The sequence below is a fragment of the Mycetocola sp. TRD_SC_2 genome (assembly GCF_055361225.1).
In genome coordinates, this window is sequence record NZ_CM143954.1 from 59,756 (window position 1) to 82,715 (window position 22,960).

A 22,960-nucleotide genomic window follows, 5' to 3' on the forward strand; every position below is an offset into this window, starting at 1 on the left:
CGCTAAGCTAGCCGAGACCACCCACAACGGTCAAGGCGGCAGCGCCCTGATCACCAGACCGGGGGAGCGTATGAATCGCGACCGAGCGGCATCCGGCGACCGGACGGAAGCCCGCCCCACTCTTGCCGCCGTCGCGAGCAGGGCCGGGGTATCTCCATCGACCGCCTCGCTCGCGTTCAGCGGGCACGGGCCGGTATCGGATGACACCCGGGCGAAGGTCCTCGCTGCCGCCGCTGAACTCGGTTATGGCGGGCCGGATCCGCTCGCACAGTCCCTGCGAAGGGGGCGCAGTGGGATCATCGGCGCGCTCATTCCCGCGCGTATCGGTGTTTCGTTCCGTGACCCCGTGCTGATCCAGACCCTCGACGGACTTGCGGAGGAGATCAGCGCGATCGGCGCAGGCCTGCTGCTCATCCCCGACGTCAGCGACGGACAGCTCAGCGTGAAAGACGCCCCGGTCGACGCGGTCGTCCTCGTGGGTTGCAACGTCGACTCGATCTCAATGCTCGACCTGCTCCGTCGCCGGAACATCCCGATGGTGCAGATCGAAGGCGAGGAAGGTGCGGCGGTCCACACCATCGGCGTCGACAACCGGGGCGGAGTCCGCATGCTCGCGGAGCATCTGAGAGACCTGGGCCACGCGCGAGCAGCGATCATTACCCTCCCGATCGATCGGGACCGCACGCCCGGGCCACTGACCGCCGAGCGGGAGGCAGCCGCTACGGTCAGGAGCACCGTCGAGCGCATCGCTGGTGCGAGGAGTGTCTTCCCCGGGATCGGCGGACGGATCGCGTCCGGCAGCAGGAGCGATGCCGGACGCGAAGCCGCACTCGTACTTCTCGACGTTCCCGCCGCCGATCGACCGACAGCGATTCTCGCCCAGAGCGATCTTCTTGCAGCCGGAGTCCTCGCCGCTGCTGAGGAACTGGGACTTCGCGTGCCGGAGGATCTCAGCGTCGTCGGATTCGACGGCATCCGGGTCGAAGGTCTTGAACGGTCGCTGACGACGGTGTGGCAGCCGTCGCAGGGCAAGGGCGCTGCGGCCGGGCGCGCGATCGTGGAGATGCTCGCGGGCGGGGTGCCTGAGCCGGTGACCTTCGATGTGCGCTTTCAGCCCGGTGACACGACGGGGCCAGCCCCGTCCTGAGGCCGGTTACTCCTGGGCGACGTCCGCTGACTCTTCGATGATCGCGAGGATGCGACGCAGATCCATGGCGGCGGATGCCGACGGGCTGAGTGAGGACGGCTCGAGGTCTCGCTGCTGGTCGAGGGTCTCGAGCAGCACCCGCAAGGCATCGTCCGCGGCGCTGACCGCTTCGTCGATGGTGTCGCCCGCGTTGCGCAGCCGGAGAACCTCGGCGACGGCGTGGATGGTGTCGCTCATGGGCTTCCGGAGAGACTCGGGCAGTTCGGCCGGGATCGGCCCGTCCCAGATCGCCGCTGCGAGAACCTTGCCCAGGCTGCGGACATGGAACGTGATGGTTTCGAGGTCGGAAAGATCCTGGTAGTCCTTCTCGAGGTCGCGGCGGTGGAGCTTCGCGCGCGGATTGAACTTGCGGCTCTCGTCGGCGTGGCCGACGGCTTCACGCACCTGGTTCGCCGTCTCAGCCAGAGTGCCGGCCCGGTTGGCCCACTCCTCGTGTTCGGGCGGCCAGCTCTCGATGAGTGCGTTGCTGATGTCGTCCAGGTGGTTGGCGAGCGACGAGCGGAACTGGGTGAGCTGGAGCACAGCTGCGCTGAAATTCAGGGGAGGGAGGACAAGCATATTGACGAGGAGACCGACGGCGATTCCGACGCTCATCTGCACGAGGTAGCCGACGGAATATTCGTCGGCGTTCTGCCCACCGATGATCAGCACGAAAAGCGCCGCGACGGGAACGTACTCGCCGCCCGTCGTGAGGTAGCGGCTGCCGGCGACGAGCATGCCTGCTCCCACGACGAGGGAGATCGTGATGACGTTGGGCGAGGAGAAAATGATGACAGCGCCGGCGAGAAGGATGCCGATGGCGAGCCCCGCGAGCGTCTCGGCACCGCGCCGGACCGAACTCATCAGTGTCGGTGACATGCTGATCAACGCGCCAAGGGGTGCGTAATACGGGTATTTGTCGGCCACGCCAGGTATGAGTGGCGCCACGACCCACGCGATCCCGACTGCTACGGCCGTCTTGACCGAAAGCAACAGACGGGGATGAAAAAGGAGGGCTTTCAGCCGTGTGCCCGTGCGAACGACCGCCGTTGGTGGAGCTGGTGACATGACCTCATCATCACAAACGAGCGACCGGAAGCCTATTCGTGACGTTCGTACTCCCGGTCGAGTATCGCGTAAACACCCGTGTCTTCCCAGACGCCCTTGACGAGCATGTCCTCGACGAAGTGCGCCTCTTCGCGCATGCCGAGGCGCAGGCACAGTCGAACGGATGCCGTGTTCTCCGGCCCCAGCGACGCGATGATCCGGTGTGCCCCCATCGTCTCGAACCCAAGTACGAGCAGAGCCCGGGCAGCTTCGGTTGCGTACCCCCTGCCCGCGACATCCGGGTGGAAGACCCAGCCGATCTCGAGGGTGGAGAGCGCGGCGTTGTCGACGGTGATGTACATCTGCCCGATGAGTGGTCCGCCCTGCAGCGGCTGGACACCGAGCTGGAGATAGTCGCCGTTGGACTCGAGTCGGGTTCGCCCGGCGTTCTCCGCAATCTTGGCGGCGACAGTGTCGCGGTTGCGCGGGGCGTAGAGAAGGTACCGGCAGACATCCTCACGCGATTGCCACGAGTGCACGGCGTCGACGTCTGCCGCGGTCTCGAGGCGCAGCATCAGCCGCTCAGTCAGGATCGGCTCGCGGAACTCAAGGACACGCATGCCTCATGGTACGGCCGGACCCGAACTCAGAGCAGACCGAGTTCGAGCGCGAGGGTCACCGCGCGGGTACGGTCGGAGACGCCAAGCTTTTCGAACACGTGCAGCAGGTGGGTTTTCACGGTTGCCTCGCTGATGAAGAGGCGGCTGGCCACCGAGGCGTTGCTGTTGCCCGACGCCACGAGCCGCAGCACATCGAGTTCGCGTTCGCTGAGGCGCGGCCGCGGAACCGCTGCATCCTGCCGCATGCGCGAGACGAGTTTCGCGGCGATGGCCGGAGCGAGCACAGTCTGCCCCCCAACGACGCTCCTCACACCCGCGAGGATCTCTTCCTGCGGCGCCGCCTTGAGCAGGTACCCGCTTGCACCGGCTTCGATCGCACCGAGGATGTGGTCGTCGGTTTCGTACGTCGTGAGGATGAGAACGCGAGTTCCTGGCACCGTTTCGATGATGCGCGCGGTCGCGGCGGCGCCGTCGAATTCCGGGCCGTTCGCCACCGGCATCCGCAGGTCCATCAGCACGAGATCCGGCTTGAGCTCCTGGGCAAGCGCGACCGCCTCTCGACCGTTCGACGCCTCGGCGACCACGTCGATGTCATCAGCGAGCGACAGCAGCCCGGCGATCCCCGATCGGACGATCGGGTGGTCATCGGCCACGATCACACGGATGCCCGTCATCTCGACTCCTCCTTCACAAGCGGGATCGTGACCTCGAGCCGCGTCCCCGAGGACGAGCCGGATGCAGCGTCGGAGATCGTCAGTTGCCCTCCGACGAGCCCGACCCGGTCGCGCATGCCCGAGAGCCCGAAGCCGCGCTCGATCGTGTCGCGGAGCTCCCCCAGCCCGCGGCCGTCGTCCTCGATCGTGAGGGTGACGGCATCCGCGTGCTGCTCGATGGTGACGGATGCTGCGCCCGCGTTCGCGTGCTTGCGCACGTTTGCGAGGCCCTCCTGGGCGCAGCGGAGGAGAACGACTTCGAGATCGCGGGGCAGGGTGATCGCGTCGATGTGTGCGGTGACGACCACGCCCGTCTCGCGCCGGAACCGCTCGGCGAGCCGATGCAGTGTTTCGCCGAGCGACGCGTCGTCGCCGGGAAGTCCGGCGTTCACGGCGACGAGAGCGCGAGCCTCGCTGAGCGCCTCGCGAGCCGTGGACTCGATCATCTCGAGCGTCGACTCCGCCGTCGGCTGTTCGAGGCGGGCGCGCTGAGCCAGCATCACGACGCTCGTGAGGCTCTGCGCGATGGTGTCGTGGATCTCGCGGGCGATGCGTTCACGCTCGGCAGTTGCCCCGGCATCCCGACTCAGCAGTTCGAGTTCACCCTGGGCAGCCTGCAGATCCACGAGCAGGCGTTGGCGTTCGTCACCATATTCGGCGATCTTGGTGATCCAGAGCCCCAGGGCGAGGCTGAAGCCGAGCGACAGACCGCCGACGAACAGTCCCTGAATGACTCCGTCGATGCCCTCGTTCAGGCCGATGATGAACCCCACGGTGATGACGACGGCCGCCCCGACGTTCGCGAGTATGGCTTGCTTCGTCGAGAGGGAGACGATCCAAAGGAGCGGAAAGATGAACGCCTGTGCCGTGATGATGTTCGGCCCGAATGCCGCGCCGACCGCGACAAGGAGCGCGAGCGCGGTCTGGAAAGAGACGGATGCCGCGAGTGACGGCCGCGGGTCTTGTTCCTCGGCACCGATGAGCCGTCGGCCGAAGGCGATGTAGACGACAACGAGCGCGCCCAGGGCTGCCCAGGCCCCCCAGCGCCCGATGCCGTCGTTCACCGACGCGACCGTGATGCCAACGATGAGGACAGTCGCCAGCAGGGCGAGGTCCCACCATTTCGGACTGGTCACGGAACTACTCTCTCGTACTTCTCAACATCGGGCCGAACGGTGAGGCTTCAGGAGTCCTTGCGAATCCATCGGAAGGTGACGAGGCACAGCACCAGGCCGGTGAGGCACCAGGCGACCAGGTTGATCGCGACGAGGCCCAGGTCCCAACTGCCGTTCTGCTCGAGGGTGGCGAAGCTTTCGGGCAGGAAGACGGATCGCATTCCCTGAGCCAGCCACTTGAGCGGAAACAGGCTGGCGAGGTTCTGCAGCCACTCAGGCAGCATGGTGAAGGTCAGGTAGACGCCCGAGATGAACTGCAGCACGAGCACGATCGGGATGACGACGGCCGTCGCGCTCTTGCCCGAACGAGGGACAGCAGAGAGGGCAATGCCGAGAACGGCACACGTGATGATGCCGAGCAGGTAGATCCAGGCAAAGGTCGCCCATTTCTCGGGCTCGGTCGGCAGATCGACGTCGAACAACACCCGGGCGACCGCGAACAGCAGCACCAGCTGAGCGAGCGACGTTACGAAAACCTGGCCCATCTTGCCGATGAAGTAGCTGATCACCGGCAGGGGTGAACCGCCCAGTCGCTTGAGCGTGCCGTCGCTCTTCTCCATCGCGATGTCGGTGGCGAGGTTTTGCACTCCGGAGAGCAGGATGCCTGCCGCCGCCATCCCGGGCAGGAAGTACGCACCCTGGCTGATCCCGCCGGTTCCGTCCGGATTTGCGCCGACGTTCCCGCTCGTCGAGAACGCCGTCGCGAAGATCGAGAGCATGACGACGGGGAAGAGAAAGGTGAAGAACACCTGGTCGCCGACACGGAAGTAGACGCGGACCTCGTAGGCGATGCGCTTGAGCCCAAGCCGCAGGGCGCGGCCGCGGGACAGGGGCGGGACGCCCGACGAAACGGGCGGCCGGGTGAGAGTGGTCTCAGACATGGGTGCGTTCTCCTTCGGAAGCCGCGCGATGCGGCATCCGGTCGTTTGCGCCGACGAGTCCGAGGTAGACGTCCTCGAGGCTCGGGCGCAGGATTTCCAGGTCCCGCGGCTCCCGTCCGGTCGCCGAGAAGAGGCGGGCGGCGAAGGCGGCGGGTTCGAGCGTACGTTCTTCGTGCAGCCCGGCGTCGTCGCGCCAGCGAACGACGGGGATCCGGGCTTCTGCTCCACCGATCGTGTCCACGGGCCCGATCTCGACGAGCGTGCCGCCGGCGATGACGGCGACCCGGTCGGCGAGTTGCGCCGCTTCATCGAGGTAGTGGGTGGTGAGGAGAATGGTGGTGCCGTCGGCCTTGAGCGAGCGGATGAGCTCCCAGAACTGGCGGCGCGCTTCGGGGTCGAACCCGGTGGTGGGCTCATCGAGGAACAACAGCTGGGGCCGGCCGATCACGCCGAGGGCGACGTCGACCCGGCGGCGTTGCCCACCGGACAGCTTCGCGATGCGGGTCTTCGCCTTCTCGGTGAGGCCGACGGCGGTGAGAACCTCGTCGACGTCCCGCGGGGAGTCGTAATACGCGGCGAACTGCTCGAGCTGCTCACGGACGGTGACATGAGCGGCTTCGGCGCTGGACTGGAGGACGATACCAAGTTGCGCCTTCCAGGCGAGGCCGCCCTTCTGCGGGTCGACGCCGAGCACGCGCACCGATCCGCTCGTACGGTCGCGGTAGCCCTCGAGGATCTCGATCGTGGTGGACTTGCCCGCGCCATTGGGTCCGAGGAGCGCAAACGTCTCCCCGCGACGGATCTCGAAACTCACGTCGTCGACGGCGGTGAGGCTGCCGTAGCGCTTGCCGAGGTTTTCGACCTCGACGATGTTGTCGCCTTGCGGCACTCTGGTGGAGTTCATGCTTCCAGCGTGCCCCTGCCGAGCCTCCGGCGGTAGCGGACGTTCGACTGAACCCGGCATCAACCGATCGGTGGATGCCGTCGGCCGCGCGGGCGGCTCGCAGTCACCAAACGCGAAACGGACGAAGACACCCGGCGTGCCGAGTGTCTTCGTCCGTATCGAGTGAAAACGCGAGACCTACGGCGTCGGCATTCCGCCGTTCACGTTGAGCGTCTCGCCCGAGACGTAGCTCGATTCACCCGACGCGAGGAACACGTAGGCGGGCGCGAGCTCGGCAGGCTGGCCGGCGCGGCCGAGCGGGGTCTGCTCGCCGAACTCAGGCAGTGCCTCCTGGGGCTGGCCACCCGCGGTCTGCAGTGGCGTCCAGATCGGACCCGGTGCAACAACGTTGACGCGGATGCCCTTCGGTGCGAGCTGCTGCGCGAGCGCCTTCGAGAAGGCGTTGATCGAGGCCTTCGTCGTTGCGTAGTCGACGAGGTGCTCAGACGGTGAGTAGGCCTGGATCGACGACGTGTTGATGATCGTCGAGCCCGGCTTCAGGTGCGGGAGCGCCGCCTTCGTGGTCCAGAACATGGCGTAGACATTGGTCTTGAACGTCTCATCGAACTGTTCGTCGCTGAGGTCGGCGAGGTCGTTGACGTATTGCTGCTTGCCCGCGTTGTTCACGAGGATGTCGAGTCCGCCGAACTCTTCGACCGTGCGATCGACGATCCCCTTGGCGTAACCGACGTCCGTGAGGTCGCCAGGCAGCGCGAGAGCTTTGCGCCCGGCCTCCTCGATCAGTGAGACGATCTCCTGAGCGTCCTCTTCCTCCTCGGGCAGGTACGAGATCGCGACGTCGGCACCTTCGCGCGCGAACGCGATGGCAACGGCGGCGCCGATCCCGGAGTCAGCGCCGGTGATGAGCGCCTTGCGCCCCTCGAGCCGGCCGGTGCCCCGGTAGGACTTCTCGCCCCGGTCTGCCTTCTCGACGAGGTCGGCATCGAGTCCGGACCCCTCCTGGTACTGCTCGGGGGTGTCAATGTCGGCGTACTTCTTGGTCGGGTCTTCGAATGCGTACTGGTCTGCAGCCATGCGCTGGTCCTCCTGTTGGTCGTCGACACGGATAGCCACCGGAAATCGGTGTGTATCGATGCTCGCAGGGGCGCGCAAAATGCGGCATCCACTTGCTTCTGAACGACGATTCGGTTATGCCGGGTGATTCACCCGCTGGCGATTATTTCGTGAAGCACAGGCAACAACTCGGGAATGGACCGGCAACCCTGGCGTTCGACGAAGTGCCCGCCCCCGGGGAGGATCGTGAGCGGGGCGCCGAGTTTTTTCGCGAGTGCAGCCGTGATCGGAGGCGCGACCGTGGTGTCGTTGTCGGAGCCGAAGACATGGATCGAGCGGGTACTTCCGGCGATGGCAGCGAGGTCAACCGGCTCCGCGGTGAACGGGTCGAGCTGGGGCAGGTTGGGCAGCCGCTGCGCGAACCCGGAGACGATCACGAGCCCGCGGAGCGTCCACGGCTGCGGCAGTGCCGCGAGCATGCGGAGCGTGGTGATCGAACCGAGGCTGTGCGCGACGAGGATCGTGTCGTCGTCGACCGGGCCGACGGCATCCCGGAGCGTGTTCACCCACGGTCCTGGTTTCGGATGCTTCGGTGACGGCAGGGCGGGAACGCTCACGACGCCGGGCTCGAACTGATCGACCAGCCACGGGAACCAGTGCTTCTCGGGCGACGCGAGGTAACCGTGGGCGACGACGATGCGAACGGGCATGACCCGAGTCTGCCACTGGGTTTACGCGCCGGTGCGCATCCAGGCCGTGGTGCGGGCCCGGAGGCCGAGGGTGACGCCGCGGGCAGCGAGGTAGCCGAGGGCGAACGCAGCGGTGAGCCAGGCGAGCCCGCTCGCTCCCGCAGGGGCAGAGTGCAGGACCGACAGCGCGAGCGGAACGAAGACAGCGACGTTGAGGATGCCGGTGAGCGCGAGATAGCGCGCGTCACCCGCCCCGATCAGCACGCCGTCGAGCACGAAGACGAAGCCGGCCAGCGGCGTGCTGATCCCGAGGATCACGAGGCTCGGCATGAGGAGCCTGGCGAGTTCCGGATCGCCAGTGAACAGCAGACCGGTGACGCCCGAGGTGGCGGCAACGACGAGTCCGAGCACGAGCCCCGCCCCCACACCCCACTGCAGGCATCGGGTGAGCACCATGCGGACGAGCGCGGTGTCCGCCGCACCGAGGCTCTTGCCGATGAGCGCTTGCGCGGCGATCGCGAGCGCATCGAGTGCGAACGCGGTGAAGGTGAAGAGCGTCATCACGATCTGGAAGCCGGCCAGCTCGGCCGTACCGATATCGGTTGCGACGAACGTCGCGAGCAGGATCGCTGCACGCAGGCTCACCGTGCGCACGAACAACCAGCCACCGGAGAGCGCGGAGCCCGAGATGCCCTCGCGGTGCGGCCGGATTCCCGCTCCAGTCCGGCGGGCGTGACGCAGCACGACGGCGAGGTAGACCGCTGCCATCCCCCATTGCGCGAGCACCGTGCCGAGAGCAGCCCCGGCGATACCGAAGTCGAGAATGTAGATGAGCGCGTAGTTGAGTGCGATGTTCGCGCCGAAGCCCACCGTGGCTACCACGAGCGGCGTGCGTGTGTCCTGCAGCCCGCGCAGCAGTCCCGTCGCGGCGAAGACGAGAAGCATGGCGGGGAGCCCGGCCATCGAGATCGAGAGATAGACGGATGCTTCGCCCGCGACATCCGGAGACGCCCCGAACGGTGCGACGAGAGTGGGTGTTGCGAGCCAACCGCAGATCGCGAGCAGCGCACCGAGGCCGAGCGCGAGCCACATGCCGTCGATCCCGACCGAGACCGCACCGCGTTCGTCGCCGGCGCCGAGTTTGCGGGCGACGGCGGGTGTCGTGGCGTAGGCGAGAAACACCATGAGGCCGATGATCGTCTGCAGCACGACGCTGGCGATGCCGAGGCCGGCGAGCTGGGGGATCCCGAGGTGCCCGACCATGGCGGAGTCCGCGAGCAGGAACAGCGGTTCGGCGATCAGAGCGCCGAGGGTCGGGACCGCGAGGCGCAGGATGTCGCGGTTCACGGATCTCACTCGACGAGCCTAGCCGCGGATCGGTTCGGCGCCGACGTGATCGAATCACCACGGAATGCTCCTGCGTTCGCCGGTGAACGACAGAGTGTGGAGATTCGATCGCAACTCAAGCAGATTGTGGCTTTTCACGGGTGCCGGGGTTCCCGAGCGCACCGAGCCGCGAGTAGTCTTCCGGCCATGATCGGAGAACTGCACAGCATCGTTTTGGATTGCCCTGACCCTGACCGCCTGGCTTCGTTCTACGAGGAGTTGCTCGGTATGGAGCGCGTCGATAGCGAGGCCGACTGGGTGACGATCGCCCCGGCATCCGGGGCGCCAAGCGTCGCCTTCCAGCTCGTCGACCCGTACACGCCGCCGCAGTGGCCCGGCCAGCTCGTGCCGCAGCAGCTGCACCTCGACGTGAAAGTCGACGACCTCGACCTCGGCGAGAAACAGGTGCTCGCCATCGGTGCGACCGACGCCGACTACCGCGAAAGCGATTTTCGCGTGTATCTCGACCCGGCCGGGCACCCGTTCTGTCTCGTGATCCTCGACGAGGACGCCTGATCCCCCTTACCAACCGAACAGCACGGGGGTAATGTCCGGTGCCATGAGCACGGTCATTTCCACGCACGACCTGCGTAAAAACTACGGGTCCGTCCACGCGCTCGATGGGCTCGACCTCGAGGTCTCCGCCGGTGAGATCCACGGCTTCCTCGGACCAAACGGAGCGGGCAAGTCGACGACGATCAAGATCCTGCTCGGCCTCGCCCGGGCGACGTCCGGCACCGTCACGGTCTACGACCGGGACCCCTGGACGGATGCCGTTCCCCTCCACACTCGCATGGCGTACGTCCCCGCCGGGGTTCCGACCTGGCCCACCCTCACCGGCGGGGAGGCGATCGACCTGCTCTGCCGGCTCCGCGGCATCCGCGACCATGAGGCCTACGCCGCCCGTCGGGCCCACCTGATCGACGCATTCTCCTTCGACCCGTCGCGCAAGGGACACACCTATTCCACCGGCAATCGGCAAAAGGTCGCGCTGATTGCGGCGCTCGCCGTTCCGGCCGGGCTGTACCTGCTCGATGAGCCGACGTCGGGGCTCGACCCTGTGATGGAGGTGGTGTTCCGGCGCGAACTGCAGGAGGCGGTCGCTGCCGGATCCACTGTGCTCCTGTCGAGCCACATCCTCAGCGAGGTCGAAAAGTTGTGCGACCGGGTGAGCATCATCCGCGCCGGGCGCATCGTCGAGACCGGAACGCTCGCCGACCTGCGACACCTGACCCGCACCGACGTCGCGTTCGCGCTCAAGGGCCTCGACGAGAGCGACCTGCGCTCCATCCCCCGGAGCACCGACCTCGTTCTCGACGGAACGCGGGCGCACTTCACGGCTGACAGCGACGAACTCGTCGACGTGCTCCCCGCTCTCGCCGCCCTCCGGGTTCGCGGCCTCACCATCACCCCGCCCTCGCTCGAGGAACTGTTCCTCAGCCACTACGGCGACGAGAAGCCGGATGCCGCGCCGCGGACCAGGCGCCAGGCCCGGCTGGGCAAGGCGAGGCAATGACCGCGCTCGGGCTCCTCGTCCGGCACCGCCTCCGCCGCGACCGGGTGCAGACCCCGGCGTGGATCGTGTCGATCGCCGGGCTCATCCTGCTCGCGGCCGTCGGCCTGCAGGATGCCTTCGGCTCGGTCGCTGAACGCACAGCCCTCGTCGCCCTCGCAGCCGCGAACCCCGGCATCCTGCTCCTGCGCGGAGCTCCTCAGGGCACCGACATCGACGCCGTCCTGATTTTCACCCTGTTCTCCTTTCTCGGCATCCTCGTCGGGCTGATGAACACCTTCCTCGCGGTTCGGCACTCGCGCGCCGAGGAGGACAGCGGTCGTGCCGCCCTCGTCGCCGCGACCCCGGCTGCGCGGTGGACGCCCGCTCTTTCGACCCTCGTCTACGGGCTGGGAGTCAACCTCGTTCTCTTCGTCGCGGTGAGCGGATGTTTCGCCGTCGCCGGCCTTGACCTCTCCGGCTCGCTCGTGGCCGGGCTGGCGCTCGCCGCGACCGGGGTGGCGTTCCTTGCCGTCGGCCTTGTGGCATCCGAACTGATGCCGAGCGCGAGGGCGGCGAACAGCGTCGGGGTGGGGGTCGTGCTGATCTCCTATCTGCTGCGCGGGCTCGGTGACGCCTTCGGCGCGGTATCGGCGGACGGGTTGCGGGTCGAGAGCGCATGGCCGGCCTGGTTGTCGCCGATCGGCTGGGCGAACCGCACCCGGCCCTTCACCGAGAACACGCTCGCCCCGCTTCTCGTGAGCCTCGCGGCAACCGCCGTTCTTCTGAGTGTTGCGGCGCTTCTTCTCGCGAGGAGGGATGCCGGCGCGAGCGTCGTCTCGGTCGGCATCGGCCGGAGCCATGCCCGGGCGTCACTCTCCGGACCCGTCGGTCTGGCCTGGCGTCTGCAGTGGCCGTCGATCGTCGCGTGGGGCGCAGGCGGGGCGGTGTTCGGGGTCTTCAGCGGTGCGCTCGCCCCGGCGATCGACGACGGAACGCTCGGCGGGAGCGTGATCGCCGACGAATTGACGCGACTCGGGGGAAGTACCGATTTCGCCGAAGCGTTCACGACGGTGATCTTCTCGCTCGTCGGAATTCTCGCGGCAGCGAGCGGAATCCAGGCGATCGTTCGGTTGCGGCAGGAGGAGGCGGGTGAGACCGGTGCCCTGCTGCTGGCAACACCGCTGTCCCGTCTCGGCTGGCTCGGCAGCTATCTCACCGTTGGTGCGATTGCCGTCCTGGCCGTCGTCGGCGCTGGCGCCGTGGCATCCGTCCTCGCCTCGTTCGTCGTGGACGCGCGAGAGAACATCCCCCACGCCGCGCTGGCCGCTGCGGTGCAGGTGCCGGCAGCCCTGCTTTTCCTTGGAACGGTCGCCCTGGCCTGGGCGCTCGTGCCCCGGTTCACCGCTGGTATCGCGTGGGGAGCGCTCGGCCTGGCCATGTTCCTCGGAATTTTCGGGCCCCTGATCGGTCTGCCGGACTGGGCGGTCGACCTCTCCCCGTTCCGGCACAGCCCGGAGCCGGATGGTGCAGACACCGACTGGACCGGGGGAATAGTGATGGGCGTGCTCGCGCTCGCCGCCGGCGCCTCGGCATCCGTGTTCTTCCGTCGCCGTGATCTGGCCTCGGGTTAGCTGTCGATCGCCCGCGACCGCCCGCCTGTCTCCTAGGGTGGGAACATGACTGACGTTGCTCTTCCCTCCGGCATTCTGCGTGGCGAACTCGACCCGGCGGTTCGACCGCAGGACGATCTGTACCGCCACGTCAACGGGCAGTGGCTCGATCGCACAGAGATTCCCGCAGACAAGGCGCGGTGGGGATCGTTCCACATGCTCGCTGAGGAAGCCGAGAAGAACGTGCAGGCGATCATTCTTGAGGCGCAGGATGCCCCCGATGACGGCACAGCCGACCCGGAGCAGCGGAAGGTCGGCGACCTGTACGCGAGCTTCATGGACGAAGACCTGATCGAGGCGCTCGGCGCGACGCCGATCGCCGGGCAGCTTGCTGCGATCGAGAGCATCACGTCGATCGAACAGCTCGTGCGCACAACGGCGCAGCTCGACCGGGCCGGAGTCAGCGGATTCTTCCAGCTCTACGTCGACAACGACCCCGGCAACCCCGAGCGCTACCTCGTTCTCGTCGAGCAGGGCGGTATCTCGCTGCCGGACGAGAGCTATTACCGCGAGGAGCGGTTCCAGGCGATCCGCACCGCCTATGTCGCACACGTGCAGGAGCTGTTCGAGCTCGTCGCCGACGGTGTTCCCGGCGGCGCAGAGTTCCGGGATTCGGCCGCCCGTGCCCAGTCGGTGTTCGACCTCGAGACGGCGATCGCCGCCGTGCACTGGGACAACGTCCGCACACGCGACAGCGAAGCCACCTACAACCTGCACACCTGGGACGAAGCGGCGGCGCTCTTCGCCAGCGCGGGCGGCGACCGCGAGCTGCTCGACGCATGGCTCGAGGATCTCGGTGCCCCCGAGAGCGCTTTCGACGAGATCGTGGTGCGCGAGCCCAGCTTCTTTTCCGACCTCGCGCCGCTGCTCGTGCCTGAGAAGCTCGACGCCTGGAAGGACTGGCTGGCCTGGAAGGTGATTCACGGAGCCGCTCCGTACCTGTCCGATGAGTTCGTGGCATCCAACTTTGACTTCTACGGGCGCACCCTCTCGGGAACCCCGGAGATTCGTGATCGCTGGAAACGCGGTGTCTCGCTCGTTGAGGGCGTGCTCGGCGAGGCCGTCGGAAAGATCTACGTCGAGCGGCACTTCCCGCCGCAGGCGAAAGAGGCGATGGATGTTCTCGTCGCCAACCTCGTCGAGGCGTACCGCCAGTCGATCGCAACCCTCGACTGGATGGGGGACGACACCCGCACACGGGCGCTCGAGAAGCTCGAGAAGTTCACGCCGAAAATCGGTTTCCCGTCGAAGTGGCGCGACTATTCAACGCTCGATGTCGAGCGCACCGATCTCATCGGCAACGTGCGCCGCGCGAGCCTGTTCGAGTTCTCGCGTGAACTCGGCAAAATCGGCAAGCCGCTTGATCGCGAGGAGTGGTTCATGACTCCCCAGACGATCAACGCGTACTACAACCCCGGCTTCAACGAAATCGTGTTCCCTGCGGCGATCCTGCAGTTCCCCTTCTTCGATGAGGGCCGGGATGCCGCGGCGAACTACGGCGCGATCGGTGCGGTCATCGGGCACGAGATCGGGCACGGTTTCGACGACCAGGGTTCGAAGTACGACGGAGACGGCAAGCTCACCGACTGGTGGACCGCCGAAGACAGAGAAGCGTTCGAGAAGCGGACGGCGAACCTCATCGCCCAGTTCGACGCGCTCGCTCCGGCCCAGGTGCCCGACCACCACGTCAACGGTGCCCTCACGGTCGGTGAGAACATCGGCGACCTCGGTGGCCTTTCGATCGCGTGGAAGGCCTACCTCTTGTCACTTGACCCTTCGGCAAGCTCAGGACAAGCGGCGGAGCCGCCGGTGATCGATGGGCTCACGGGTGCCGAGCGGTTCTTCTTCTCCTGGGCACAGGCGTGGCAGCAGAAGGGCCGTGATGAAGAGGTGATCCGCCTGCTCGCGATCGACCCGCACTCACCGAACGAGTTCCGCTGCAACCAGATCGTGCGCAACATCGACGAGTTCTACGAGACCTTCGGCGTCACGGCCGATGACGCTCTGTGGCTCGACCCGTCAGAGCGCGTCACCATCTGGTAGGAGCCTCGTTTTCGGAGCGTTTCGTCTGCGATACTGGAGGAACGGCCACCGCGAACCGCCCGTACGTTTCTGAAAAGAAAGGGCGTCGCGAGAATCGGCCGGACCAGAGCAATCTGTGATCGGTATGGCGAGTTCTTCTGGACCAACCGGTCACTCTACGGAGATCAGGCCAGTGGTACCGTCGACGCAACAACCCGCTGCATCGCAGCCCTCGTACAGCCGCACGCGGCAACGGGAACGTCGACGTGCCAGGCACCGGTCGGCCGAGCCGGCTGAGACGTTCGCCCGGAGCCTCAAGGCGCTCGGGTTCCTTGCCCGCAACGGCGTTCAGGTTTCTGCACGAGCGACCGATCTCGCGACCGGTGCCGAGCTTCTGAGCGTCGATGACTACGTCGTCATGCCGACAGCCTCTATCGGCAAGGTGTTGCTCCTCGTCGAAGTCGCCGCGCGGCTGAATGACACAGAGTTCGCCGCCCTCACGATCCTCGACCGTGAATCACAGGACTCGGTCGGCGACTCCGGCATCTGGCAGCACCTGCAGGCACCGTCGCTTCCCGTCGCCGACCTCGCAGCACTCATCGGTGCGACGAGTGACAACCTCGCCACCAACGTGCTTTTGCGACTTATCGGTCTCGACGCCGTTCGCGGCCGCGCTGAGTCGATCGGCCTCAAGCGCACTGCCCTGCTCGACCGGGTGCGCGACCAGCGTGGTCCAGACGACGCACCGCACCTCTCCGTGGGGTCGATGAAGGAGATCGCCTGGCTGTTCTCGGCGCTCGCCCGCGGCGAAATCGTCGACGCGGCAACGAGCCAGCGGGTCGCGGGCTGGCTGTCGCTCAACACCGACCTTTCGATGGTGGCGTCTGCTTTCGGCATGGATCCGCTTGCGCACCGCGCGGGGGATCACGGCATCCAGATGTTCAACAAGACCGGGGCGGATGCCGGCGTGCGCGCCGACGCCGGTGTCGTGCGTGGACCGCGGGCGGGCGTGGCGTACTCCGTCGCTGTGTCGTTCGCCGACACCGACCTCTCCACCCGGCTCGCCGTCTATGACGCGATGCACACGCTGGGCCTCGACATGGTGGAGTACATCCACTGAGCTGAGCCTTGTTGCTCGGTCACGAGTGGTCGTTCGCTGCGTTGCTCGGTCACAAATGGCGAGAGTTCGGCGTGCGATTCGACCATTCCCGACCGAGCAAGCCGTGGCATCCGCTCACGGGGAGTCGAGGAGGGGCTCGTCCGTGGCGGGTGCCGCGGCGAACTGCAGGGCGAGCATCGCGCGGATCTCGACGTGCCTCAGGAGAAACGCGCGCTCGTCGAGCCGCTTGCGCCGCAGCCAGCGGGTAACTTCCTCGTTGCACTTGCTGGCGTTGCATGAGCCGCAGGCCGGCGCGATGTTGTCGAGCGTGTAGCGCCCGCCGCGGGACAGCGCGAGCACGCAGTCGCGTTGCAGTGGTTTGTCGATCGCGCCGCAGTACGCACAACCGCCCCACGCCGCCTGGAGCGCGGCCCATTGTTCGGCGCTGAGGTCGTGTTCGACCCGATCCATCCGGCGTTTGCGCTTTCGCGCGGCTCTCGCCCTGCGCGTGTGAGTGACCGCCATCTGCCCAGCATAAGCACATCCGCCCGCGGTGTCGTACGGTGATCGAGTAGGGCCGCTTGCGGCCGCATCGTACGGTGATCGCGAAAGGATCCACCATGGGCAAGGTTCTGCAAATGCGACTGGTCATTGAGACCGAGGACTACGACGAAGCCGTCGCGTTCTACCGCGATGCGCTCGGGCTCGACGAGGAGGCTGCGTTCGAGGGCGACGGTGACGCGCGCGTCATGATTCTCGATGCCGGGCGGGCGACGCTTGAGATCATCAACCCGGCTCAAAAGCGCATGATCGACGAGGTCGAGGTGGGCCGCGCGGTTGCGCCGAAGTTCCGCCTCGCGTTCGAAGTGGCGGATGCCGCGGCCACCACCGATGACCTCACCGAAGCCGGAGCGACACTCGTGGCGCCGCCCACCGAGACGCCGTGGAGGTCGCTGAACGCGCGACTCGAGGCGCCGGATATCCAGATCACGGTGTTCCAGGAGCTCGACCCGCCATCGTAGCGATCTCGATACGCGGCCTCGCTCAGGAACCGCGCGTCCAAACCGTATCGTTCCTTCCGCGCTACTCAACCGACGAAATCGCTGATCGAGTAGCGACCGAGCTTGCGAGGCCGCGTATCGAGATTTGAGCTCAGTCGATCAGGTCCAGCTCCGCCAGCCGGCGCAGCACCTCTGAACCCGCGGGCGGGCAGCGGTCGAGGTCCGCCGTCGTGACCCAGTGCACCTCACTCACCTCGGCGCTCGGCCGGGGCTCATCGTCCGAGTCGGCGGCGAAGACGACCATGCGCACCTGGCGACCGTCTGGTTCGCCGTGCGCTTGCGTCACGACGGTGAACAGCTCGCGCACGGAGCCGGGAACGAGTTCGATCGCGACCTCTTCGCGCGCTTCGCGAGCGGCAGCATCCTCTGGCGATTCACCGGCATCGAGCTTGCCGCCGGGGAGATAGACGACGTCGCGTCCGCGGGCGGTGACCATGAGCATCCGCCGGTCGCGGATCAAGGCGACTGCCGCGACGAGGATGTCGGGGAGCGGGCTCACGCGGTGCGTTCGTTGCCGAAGGACGCAGCGGCGTCGTCGGCACCCGGTGCGTCGTCGGCTCCTCGCATGGCCTCAGGCTCGGAGGAACGCACGAGCAGGTCGACAGCGTCGGCGACGGCGACGAGTGTCTCGGGCTGGTGCAGGATGCGGAAGTGCCCGTCGACCGGCAACTTCACATTGGTGGCGCCCGCGAGCACCGACCCGTCTGGCACGTGCGGGTCGAACCCCCCGAAGACCGAGACGATCCGGGAGTTGACGCTCGAGTTGCTGCCGAGGCTCACGATGGTTTCATTGGTCGGGCTGAACGCCCGCAGCGTCTGCCCGAGCACGTAGCGGGCATACCGTGATCCCGCGAACGGCGTGCACACGGCGACGAGTCCGCGCAGGTTGAGCCGATCGGCCTCGGTGACAAGCAGGTGCTTACCGACGAGACCGCCCTTGCTGTGAGCGACGATCAGCCGGCCCGCCGGGTTCGCGGCCACCCGCAACAGGGCGCGCGCGAGACGCTCCGACGTATCGACAACCGGGCGCCGGTTGTAGCCGAGGCCGTGCACGACACTCACCGGATAGCCAGCGGCGTTGAGGCGTTCGGCAATCGGGCGGAGGAACGCCCAGCGCTCATAGACACCGGGGATGAGCACGACGGTCGGCTTTCCCGGGTCACCGGTGGCGAACTCCTCAGGTACACGCCATCGAATCACCGACCGGACGTGCACGACTCCCGCGTCGACGTAGTCGAGAGCCCAGACGCCAAGCTTCCGCAGCGGTTCGTTCATCCTCGTCCTTCCGCGTGGCGGGCGATGAGCGCCCCCACCTCGTGCCCGTTGGTCATCATGACCTCATGTCCTGTTCCCGCGACTTCCGCGAGCCTCGCTCGAGGAATCGCCGCCATGATCCGGTCCACCCAGTCCCTCGGGCACAGCAAGTCGTCGCTTCCACGGATCACGAGCGTGTCGGCCTGGACGTGCGGCAGCGTCTCCTCGACGCGGTGGTTCATCATCTTCCGCAACGTCTTGAAGTACCAGCGCGGCCCGGCCTTGACGTAGTAAACGAGCCCGTAACCGAGAACCCGCAGCTGCGCGCCCCACAGGTCCTGCACAAGGCGCAGCGCCTGGATCCGCGCTCCACGCTCCTCCGGGTTCACCGTCGGGCTGATGAGCACCACCCGTTCGAAGACCTCCGGATGCCGCGCCGCCGCCTCGACGGCGACCTGCGACCCCATGGAATGGCCCACGAGCACCGGGTTCTCGATGCCAAGGGTCTGGACGAGCTCAGCGATGAGGTCACCCGCCTGGTGCATCTCGAGCGGAAACTCCGGTTCCGGGGCGTCGCCGAAGCCGGGCAGGTCGAGAGCGTAGACCCGCCCGTGCTCGCCGAGCGTCTCGGTCAGCGCGCCCCAGTAGTGCCGGCCCATACCGATCCCGTGCAGAAGAATGAAGCCCGGCCCGGTTCGGATGCCGCTCTCCGCGACGACGGTCACACGCTCATGAGATCGGAACTCAGAGGTGCTCATTTCGGCCATTGGGCCAGTCTACGTGCGCGGGATGACGGCATCCGGAGGGTTGATTCGACGGGAAGCAATGCCCATTGACGCCGCCGGGCGCCTGCTCCGGGAACACAGGAGCAGTGGGCAGGCGGCAGGCACGTCGCGGCTAAGCTGGGGGAGTCCGTGCAGCCGGCACGGGCCGTTTTTCGTATTTGGAGCCACAGTGGCAGCATCCAGCCGTCTCGACTCAGTCATCGCCCTCGCCCGCCACCGCGGCTTCGTCTTCCAGGCCGGTGAGATCTACGGAGGGTCGCGATCCGCCTGGGACTACGGGCCACTCGGTGTCGAGCTCAAAGAGAACATCAAGCGCCAGTGGTGGAAGTACATGGTCACCCGCCGCGACGATGTCGTCGGTCTGGACTCGAGCGTCATCCTGCCGAAGAAGGTCTGGGAAGCATCCGGCCACGTCGGTGTCTTCACCGACCCCCTCGTCGAGTGCCTGAGCTGCCACAAGCGGTTCCGTGAGGACCACCTGCTCGAGGCCTTCGAGGAGAAGAAGGGCCGCGCGCCCGAAACCGGCATGCTCGAGATCGCCTGCCCCAACTGCGGTACCCGAGGTGAGTGGACTCCTCCCCGCGACTTCAACATGATGCTCAAGACGTACCTCGGCCCGGTCGAGGACGAGTCGGGCATGCATTACCTGCGCCCCGAGACCGCGCAGGGAATCTTCGTCAACTTCGCGAACGTGCTGCAGGCATCCCGCATCAAGCCGCCCTTCGGTGTCGGCCAGATCGGCAAGAGCTTCCGCAACGAGATCACTCCTGGGAACTTCATCTTCCGCACGCGTGAGTTCGAGCAGATGGAACTCGAGTTCTTCGTCGAGCCCGGCTCGGATGAAGAGTGGCACCAGTACTGGATCGACTACCGGTTCAACTGGTACACCGACCTCGGTATCGACGCGAAGAACCTGCGTCTGTTCGAGCACCCGCAGGAGAAGCTTTCGCACTACTCGAAGCGCACCGTCGACATCGAGTACAAGTTCGGCTTCACCGGCGGGGACTGGGGCGAGCTCGAGGGCGTCGCCAACCGCACCGACTTCGACCTCACGACTCACGGGGAGCACTCCGGCAAGGACCTGTCGTTCTTCGACCAGGGCAAGAACGAGCGCTGGGTTCCGTACGTCATCGAACCTGCGGCCGGGCTCACCCGCTCGCTCATGGCGTTCCTCGTCGACGCGTACCACGAGGAGGAAGTGCCGAACGCGAAGGGCGGCACCGACAAGCGCACCGTGCTCAAGCTCGACCCTCGCCTCGCACCGGTGAAGGCGGCGGTCCTTCCGCTCAGCCGTAACGAAGCCCTGTCGCCGATCGCGAAGAAGATCGCGGCCGAGCTGCGCGAGTCGTGGAACATCGACTTCGACGACGCCGGAGCCATTGGCCGCCGGTACCGTCGCCAGGATGAAGTCGGCACACCGTACTGCGTCACGGTCGACTTCGACTCGCTCGAGGACCACGCGGTCACCGTGCGTGATCGCGACACCATGGCGCAGGAGCGCGTGTCGATCGACAAGCTCTACCTCTACCTCGCTGAGCGACTCAAGGGCGCATAGCGTCGGTCGCTTCTTGTGGCATAGGCCGCCCCCGCTCGCGCGGGGGCGGCCTTCGCGCTTCCACTGACGACTTCCAGCCCCTAGGGTGGCCACAACGAAGGAGTCAGCATGGACCTTGTCATCGTGATCAGTCTCATCGCGGCAGGTGTGGGCATCGCCGCTCTCCTCGTGATGCTCGGCGTCCGTGACGCCCGCGAACGAAAGTACGACTCTCTGCCCGGCTCGAGCACCATGCCCAGGGACCGGGTCGAGGGCGAGGCCCACGCCGTCGCTGCCCGGTTCGCGCGAGACGACGGACAGAACTTCTAACTCCCGCCGCTCTATACCCGAAAAAAGCGGGTAGTTCTGCCCATGCCACACACCCCGGATGTAATTGACACCCGTACAGGTCGCTGCCAGTCTGGAACCCGGCTTACGAAGGAGCACTATGACTGACAACAACACCCCATCAGTACCCCCGGCCGGCTCAAACCAGCCCTACGGCCAGGGCCAGCAGGCTCCGCAGTACGGAGCCCCCCAGTACAACGCCCCACAGCAGGCACCGCAGTACGGCGCAGCGGGTTACGGCCAGCCTGGCCAGCAGAGCCAGAAGTGGAACGTGCTCTCGATCGTCTCGATCGCCGGCGCCGTTCTCGGCTTCAACATCATCGCCGCAATTCTCGGCTTCATCGCGCTCAACCAGATCAAGAAGACCGGTGAGCAGGGCAAGGTCCTCGCGATCATCGCGATCGTCCTCGGCATCCTGTCGCTGGTGATCATCATCATCAGCCTCGTGGTGTTCTTCGCAGCGCTCAACAGCGGGCTGTCGAGCTACGACAACCTCTAAGCGCTTCACGCACAAACGCCCGCCCCATGCATTTCGTGGGGCGGGCGTTGTGCATTCCGGGTGAAGCGCGACGCGCTTGCGTGGGCGATATTGGCTGAAAGTCGGAACCTTGATCAGCCAAAAGTGGCAACGCAGCACGCTGATCAGCCAAAAGTGGCAACGCGACGCAACGCGGTAGCGGATGTCCGCGCCCGAGCGTCAGGTCAGGATGCTGCTTCGTCGGCCTCGAGGCCGACGACCTCGTCCGGCTCCACGGCAAGGCCGAGCAGCGCATCGAGTGCGTCGAGGTACCGCTGGGCGTCGCCGGCGCGGGCCAGGTCGCGGGCGCGGACTGTCGGTGCGTGCAGCAGGCGACCCATCATGTGGCGGAGCGCCTGTTCGGCGACGCCGTTCGGGTCACGCGGAGCGACCCGGGCGATCTCGGACTCGAGAAGTTCGTGCGCGTGCTTGCGGAGTGCGACGACGGCAGGCGCAAGGCTCTGTTCGTGCGTGACAGAGACGAACTTGCGCGCGGCCCGATCGACGATCGCGTGTGCGTGGTCGGTGGCCTGGAGTTCTTCGAGCGGCGCGTGGATACGGATCGTCTCGAGGTCGAGCAGGTCGACGCCGCGCACTGCCCCGACGTCGGGGTCGACGTTGCGCGGGAGCCCGAGGTCGATCACGAGCTGGCCAGCTTCGGCGTGTACCGGGCAGCCGGGGGTGTCATCCTGCTCGAATGCGGGCAGAGCAGCGAGGCGGCCGGCCGTCAGCGCGGCGGCATCGAGCACGAAACCGGATGCTGTCGTGCACGTCACGATCATGGTCGCGGTCGCGGCTTCGCGGGCGAACGCATCCTGCTCGACGGCGCGAATGGCGTGGCTCGCGGCGAACTTGGCGGCTCGGCCGGACGGTGAGTAGACGGCGACATCGGTGACGCCGCGGTCACGGAGCGCGGCGAGGCTCGCCCCTGCGTATGCGCCGGTGCCGATGAGGAGAACGCGGACGGTGGACCAGTCGATGATGCGGCTCTCGGCGAGGTCGAGGGCGAGGCGCACGATCGAACGGCCGGCGCGGCCAAGAGGTGTGTTGTTTTTCACACCGCGAGACGTCTGCGATGCGCGCTGAAACAGTCGTTCCAGGTCGCTTGTGGTGGTTCCGGCTTCGCGAGCGGTCTCGAGCGAGCGGCGCACCTGTCCGGCGATTTCACCCTCGCCGACGATGACCGATTCCAGCCCGGCAGACACGGCGAAAAGGTGACGGGCGGCGTCTTCGTCGGTGTGGATGTTCCAGGTTGCGCGCAATTCGTCTGCGGGGATCCCGGACGCGGCGCTGATGGCATCCGTCGCCGCCTCGACGCCGACCTGGTGGCCGGCGGTGATCGGGTCATCGAGGTCGATGTAGGCCTCGAACCGGTTGCAGGTCGAGATGACGACGGCCCCTGTGACGCACTCGGAGTGGTCTGTGATGCGTTGCGCAACGGCCCCGGCGCCCCCGGAGAGACGCTCGAGGAGGTCGAAGGAGGCGTTTTTGTGACTCGCCGTCAGACACATGAGCACCCAC

24 protein-coding genes are annotated in these 22,960 nt (G+C 66.6%); 10 read left to right on the plus strand and 14 right to left on the minus strand.

Annotation, left to right across the window (positions count from 1 at the left end; genetic code table 11):
- The first annotated feature begins 70 nt into the window (after window positions 1-70).
- Complete coding sequence (locus tag ACWA1Q_RS00335; RefSeq protein WP_463758596.1) at window positions 71-1,147, plus strand: LacI family DNA-binding transcriptional regulator; 1,077 nt, start codon at window positions 71-73, stop codon at window positions 1,145-1,147.
- A gap of 6 nt (window positions 1,148-1,153) precedes the next feature.
- Here the strand turns inward: ACWA1Q_RS00335 and ACWA1Q_RS00340 are convergent, their stop codons facing one another.
- From ACWA1Q_RS00340 to ACWA1Q_RS00380, 9 genes are all read right to left on the minus strand, one after another.
- On the minus strand, window positions 1,154-2,113 hold the full coding sequence (locus ACWA1Q_RS00340) for an FUSC family protein (protein ID WP_463758597.1): 960 nt from the start codon (window positions 2,111-2,113) through the stop codon (window positions 1,154-1,156).
- 173 nt (window positions 2,114-2,286) lie between these two features.
- The gene (locus ACWA1Q_RS00345; protein WP_463758599.1) at window positions 2,287-2,853 is read right to left on the minus strand and encodes a GNAT family N-acetyltransferase; all 567 of its coding nucleotides are present in this window, start codon (window positions 2,851-2,853) and stop codon (window positions 2,287-2,289) included.
- A 26-nt stretch (window positions 2,854-2,879) separates the two neighbouring features.
- The gene (locus ACWA1Q_RS00350) at window positions 2,880-3,527 is read right to left on the minus strand and encodes a response regulator (RefSeq protein WP_463758600.1); all 648 of its coding nucleotides are present in this window, start codon (window positions 3,525-3,527) and stop codon (window positions 2,880-2,882) included.
- A complete protein-coding gene (locus ACWA1Q_RS00355; RefSeq protein ID WP_463758601.1) occupies window positions 3,524-4,702 on the minus strand; it encodes a sensor histidine kinase in 1,179 nt (392 codons plus the stop codon). The genes ACWA1Q_RS00350 and ACWA1Q_RS00355 overlap by 4 nt, the downstream gene beginning before the upstream one ends.
- 47 nt (window positions 4,703-4,749) lie before the next feature.
- Window positions 4,750-5,622, minus strand: coding sequence for an ABC transporter permease (locus ACWA1Q_RS00360; RefSeq protein ID WP_463758603.1), 873 nt, complete (start codon window positions 5,620-5,622; stop codon window positions 4,750-4,752).
- Window positions 5,615-6,526 carry an ABC transporter ATP-binding protein gene (locus tag ACWA1Q_RS00365; protein WP_463758604.1) on the minus strand — a complete coding sequence of 304 codons (912 nt, stop codon included), beginning with the start codon at window positions 6,524-6,526 and terminating at the stop codon, window positions 5,615-5,617. Before ACWA1Q_RS00365 ends, ACWA1Q_RS00360 begins: the two co-directional genes overlap by 8 nt.
- Before the next feature lie 177 nt (window positions 6,527-6,703).
- A complete protein-coding gene (locus ACWA1Q_RS00370; protein WP_463758606.1) occupies window positions 6,704-7,600 on the minus strand; it encodes a glucose 1-dehydrogenase in 897 nt (298 codons plus the stop codon).
- Window positions 7,601-7,728: 128 nt separating this feature from the next.
- Complete coding sequence (locus ACWA1Q_RS00375) at window positions 7,729-8,289, minus strand: RBBP9/YdeN family alpha/beta hydrolase (protein WP_463758608.1); 561 nt, start codon at window positions 8,287-8,289, stop codon at window positions 7,729-7,731.
- 21 nt (window positions 8,290-8,310) lie between these two features.
- Window positions 8,311-9,624: an MATE family efflux transporter gene (locus ACWA1Q_RS00380; protein WP_463758610.1), complete on the minus strand. Its 1,314-nt coding sequence runs from the start codon at window positions 9,622-9,624 to the stop codon at window positions 8,311-8,313.
- A gap of 177 nt (window positions 9,625-9,801) precedes the next feature.
- Between ACWA1Q_RS00380 and ACWA1Q_RS00385 the strand changes: the two genes are divergently transcribed.
- The 5 genes from ACWA1Q_RS00385 (at window position 9,802) to ACWA1Q_RS00405 (ending at window position 15,961) form a co-directional block, all read left to right on the plus strand.
- A complete protein-coding gene (locus ACWA1Q_RS00385) occupies window positions 9,802-10,170 on the plus strand; it encodes a VOC family protein (RefSeq protein ID WP_463758612.1) in 369 nt (122 codons plus the stop codon).
- 43 nt (window positions 10,171-10,213) lie between these two features.
- On the plus strand, window positions 10,214-11,170 hold the full coding sequence (locus ACWA1Q_RS00390; protein ID WP_463758613.1) for an ABC transporter ATP-binding protein: 957 nt from the start codon (window positions 10,214-10,216) through the stop codon (window positions 11,168-11,170).
- Entirely contained in the window at window positions 11,167-12,780 is a 1,614-nt protein-coding gene (locus ACWA1Q_RS00395) for an ABC transporter permease (RefSeq protein ID WP_463758615.1), read from the plus strand. Before ACWA1Q_RS00390 ends, ACWA1Q_RS00395 begins: the two co-directional genes overlap by 4 nt.
- A gap of 45 nt (window positions 12,781-12,825) precedes the next feature.
- Window positions 12,826-14,862 (plus strand): M13 family metallopeptidase, encoded by a 2,037-nt coding sequence (locus ACWA1Q_RS00400; protein WP_463758616.1) that lies wholly within the window; start codon window positions 12,826-12,828, stop codon window positions 14,860-14,862.
- A 172-nt stretch (window positions 14,863-15,034) separates the two neighbouring features.
- Complete coding sequence (locus tag ACWA1Q_RS00405) at window positions 15,035-15,961, plus strand: serine hydrolase (RefSeq protein WP_463758618.1); 927 nt, start codon at window positions 15,035-15,037, stop codon at window positions 15,959-15,961.
- A gap of 114 nt (window positions 15,962-16,075) precedes the next feature.
- Here the strand turns inward: ACWA1Q_RS00405 and ACWA1Q_RS00410 are convergent, their stop codons facing one another.
- Entirely contained in the window at window positions 16,076-16,465 is a 390-nt protein-coding gene (locus ACWA1Q_RS00410) for an HNH endonuclease (protein WP_463758620.1), read from the minus strand.
- Window positions 16,466-16,560: 95 nt separating this feature from the next.
- Here ACWA1Q_RS00410 and ACWA1Q_RS00415 point away from each other — a divergent pair, with 95 nt between their 5' ends.
- Window positions 16,561-16,962: a VOC family protein gene (locus ACWA1Q_RS00415; RefSeq protein ID WP_463758622.1), complete on the plus strand. Its 402-nt coding sequence runs from the start codon at window positions 16,561-16,563 to the stop codon at window positions 16,960-16,962.
- A 130-nt stretch (window positions 16,963-17,092) separates the two neighbouring features.
- Here ACWA1Q_RS00415 and ACWA1Q_RS00420 read toward each other — a convergent pair whose 3' ends face one another.
- The 3 genes from ACWA1Q_RS00420 to ACWA1Q_RS00430 are packed head-to-tail and all read right to left on the minus strand — an operon-like array spanning window position 17,093 to window position 19,022.
- Window positions 17,093-17,500, minus strand: a complete 408-nt coding sequence (locus ACWA1Q_RS00420) for an NUDIX hydrolase (RefSeq protein ID WP_463758623.1) — start codon at window positions 17,498-17,500, stop codon at window positions 17,093-17,095.
- The gene (locus ACWA1Q_RS00425) at window positions 17,497-18,276 is read right to left on the minus strand and encodes an esterase/lipase family protein (RefSeq protein ID WP_463758625.1); all 780 of its coding nucleotides are present in this window, start codon (window positions 18,274-18,276) and stop codon (window positions 17,497-17,499) included. Before ACWA1Q_RS00425 ends, ACWA1Q_RS00420 begins: the two co-directional genes overlap by 4 nt.
- Window positions 18,273-19,022: an alpha/beta fold hydrolase gene (locus ACWA1Q_RS00430; protein ID WP_463758626.1), complete on the minus strand. Its 750-nt coding sequence runs from the start codon at window positions 19,020-19,022 to the stop codon at window positions 18,273-18,275. The genes ACWA1Q_RS00425 and ACWA1Q_RS00430 overlap by 4 nt, the downstream gene beginning before the upstream one ends.
- A gap of 187 nt (window positions 19,023-19,209) precedes the next feature.
- On the opposite strand from ACWA1Q_RS00430, the gene ACWA1Q_RS00435 reads away from it, so the two are divergent.
- The 3 genes from ACWA1Q_RS00435 to ACWA1Q_RS00445 all read left to right on the plus strand — a co-directional run bounded on the left by ACWA1Q_RS00435 (window position 19,210) and on the right by ACWA1Q_RS00445 (window position 21,421).
- Window positions 19,210-20,595 carry a glycine--tRNA ligase gene (locus ACWA1Q_RS00435; protein WP_463758628.1) on the plus strand — a complete coding sequence of 462 codons (1,386 nt, stop codon included), beginning with the start codon at window positions 19,210-19,212 and terminating at the stop codon, window positions 20,593-20,595.
- Between the two features lie 108 nt (window positions 20,596-20,703).
- The gene (locus ACWA1Q_RS00440) at window positions 20,704-20,904 is read left to right on the plus strand and encodes a hypothetical protein (RefSeq protein WP_463758630.1); all 201 of its coding nucleotides are present in this window, start codon (window positions 20,704-20,706) and stop codon (window positions 20,902-20,904) included.
- 118 nt (window positions 20,905-21,022) lie between these two features.
- A complete protein-coding gene (locus ACWA1Q_RS00445; protein WP_463758631.1) occupies window positions 21,023-21,421 on the plus strand; it encodes a DUF4190 domain-containing protein in 399 nt (132 codons plus the stop codon).
- A 203-nt stretch (window positions 21,422-21,624) separates the two neighbouring features.
- On the opposite strand, the gene ACWA1Q_RS00450 is transcribed toward ACWA1Q_RS00445, so the two are convergent.
- Window positions 21,625-22,950 (minus strand): glutamyl-tRNA reductase, encoded by a 1,326-nt coding sequence (locus ACWA1Q_RS00450; RefSeq protein WP_463758632.1) that lies wholly within the window; start codon window positions 22,948-22,950, stop codon window positions 21,625-21,627.
- Between the last annotated feature and the right edge of the window lie 10 nt (window positions 22,951-22,960).

Coding starts and splice junctions, on each gene's coding strand:
- ACWA1Q_RS00410 (WP_463758620.1), bottom strand. CDS start 16,465: ATGGCGGTCACTCACACGCGCAGGGCGAGAGCCGCGCGAAAGCGCAAA.
- ACWA1Q_RS00450 (WP_463758632.1), bottom strand. CDS start 22,950: ATGTGTCTGACGGCGAGTCACAAAAACGCCTCCTTCGACCTCCTCGAG.
- ACWA1Q_RS00395 (WP_463758615.1), top strand. CDS start 11,167: ATGACCGCGCTCGGGCTCCTCGTCCGGCACCGCCTCCGCCGCGACCGG.
- ACWA1Q_RS00350 (WP_463758600.1), bottom strand. CDS start 3,527: ATGACGGGCATCCGTGTGATCGTGGCCGATGACCACCCGATCGTCCGA.
- ACWA1Q_RS00335 (WP_463758596.1), top strand. CDS start 71: ATGAATCGCGACCGAGCGGCATCCGGCGACCGGACGGAAGCCCGCCCC.
- ACWA1Q_RS00400 (WP_463758616.1), top strand. CDS start 12,826: ATGACTGACGTTGCTCTTCCCTCCGGCATTCTGCGTGGCGAACTCGAC.
- ACWA1Q_RS00415 (WP_463758622.1), top strand. CDS start 16,561: ATGGGCAAGGTTCTGCAAATGCGACTGGTCATTGAGACCGAGGACTAC.
- ACWA1Q_RS00425 (WP_463758625.1), bottom strand. CDS start 18,276: ATGAACGAACCGCTGCGGAAGCTTGGCGTCTGGGCTCTCGACTACGTC.
- ACWA1Q_RS00385 (WP_463758612.1), top strand. CDS start 9,802: ATGATCGGAGAACTGCACAGCATCGTTTTGGATTGCCCTGACCCTGAC.
- ACWA1Q_RS00360 (WP_463758603.1), bottom strand. CDS start 5,622: ATGTCTGAGACCACTCTCACCCGGCCGCCCGTTTCGTCGGGCGTCCCG.
- ACWA1Q_RS00375 (WP_463758608.1), bottom strand. CDS start 8,289: ATGCCCGTTCGCATCGTCGTCGCCCACGGTTACCTCGCGTCGCCCGAG.
- ACWA1Q_RS00430 (WP_463758626.1), bottom strand. CDS start 19,022: ATGGCCGAAATGAGCACCTCTGAGTTCCGATCTCATGAGCGTGTGACC.
- ACWA1Q_RS00390 (WP_463758613.1), top strand. CDS start 10,214: ATGAGCACGGTCATTTCCACGCACGACCTGCGTAAAAACTACGGGTCC.
- ACWA1Q_RS00440 (WP_463758630.1), top strand. CDS start 20,704: ATGGACCTTGTCATCGTGATCAGTCTCATCGCGGCAGGTGTGGGCATC.
- ACWA1Q_RS00445 (WP_463758631.1), top strand. CDS start 21,023: ATGACTGACAACAACACCCCATCAGTACCCCCGGCCGGCTCAAACCAG.
- ACWA1Q_RS00345 (WP_463758599.1), bottom strand. CDS start 2,853: ATGCGTGTCCTTGAGTTCCGCGAGCCGATCCTGACTGAGCGGCTGATG.
- ACWA1Q_RS00365 (WP_463758604.1), bottom strand. CDS start 6,526: ATGAACTCCACCAGAGTGCCGCAAGGCGACAACATCGTCGAGGTCGAA.
- ACWA1Q_RS00370 (WP_463758606.1), bottom strand. CDS start 7,600: ATGGCTGCAGACCAGTACGCATTCGAAGACCCGACCAAGAAGTACGCC.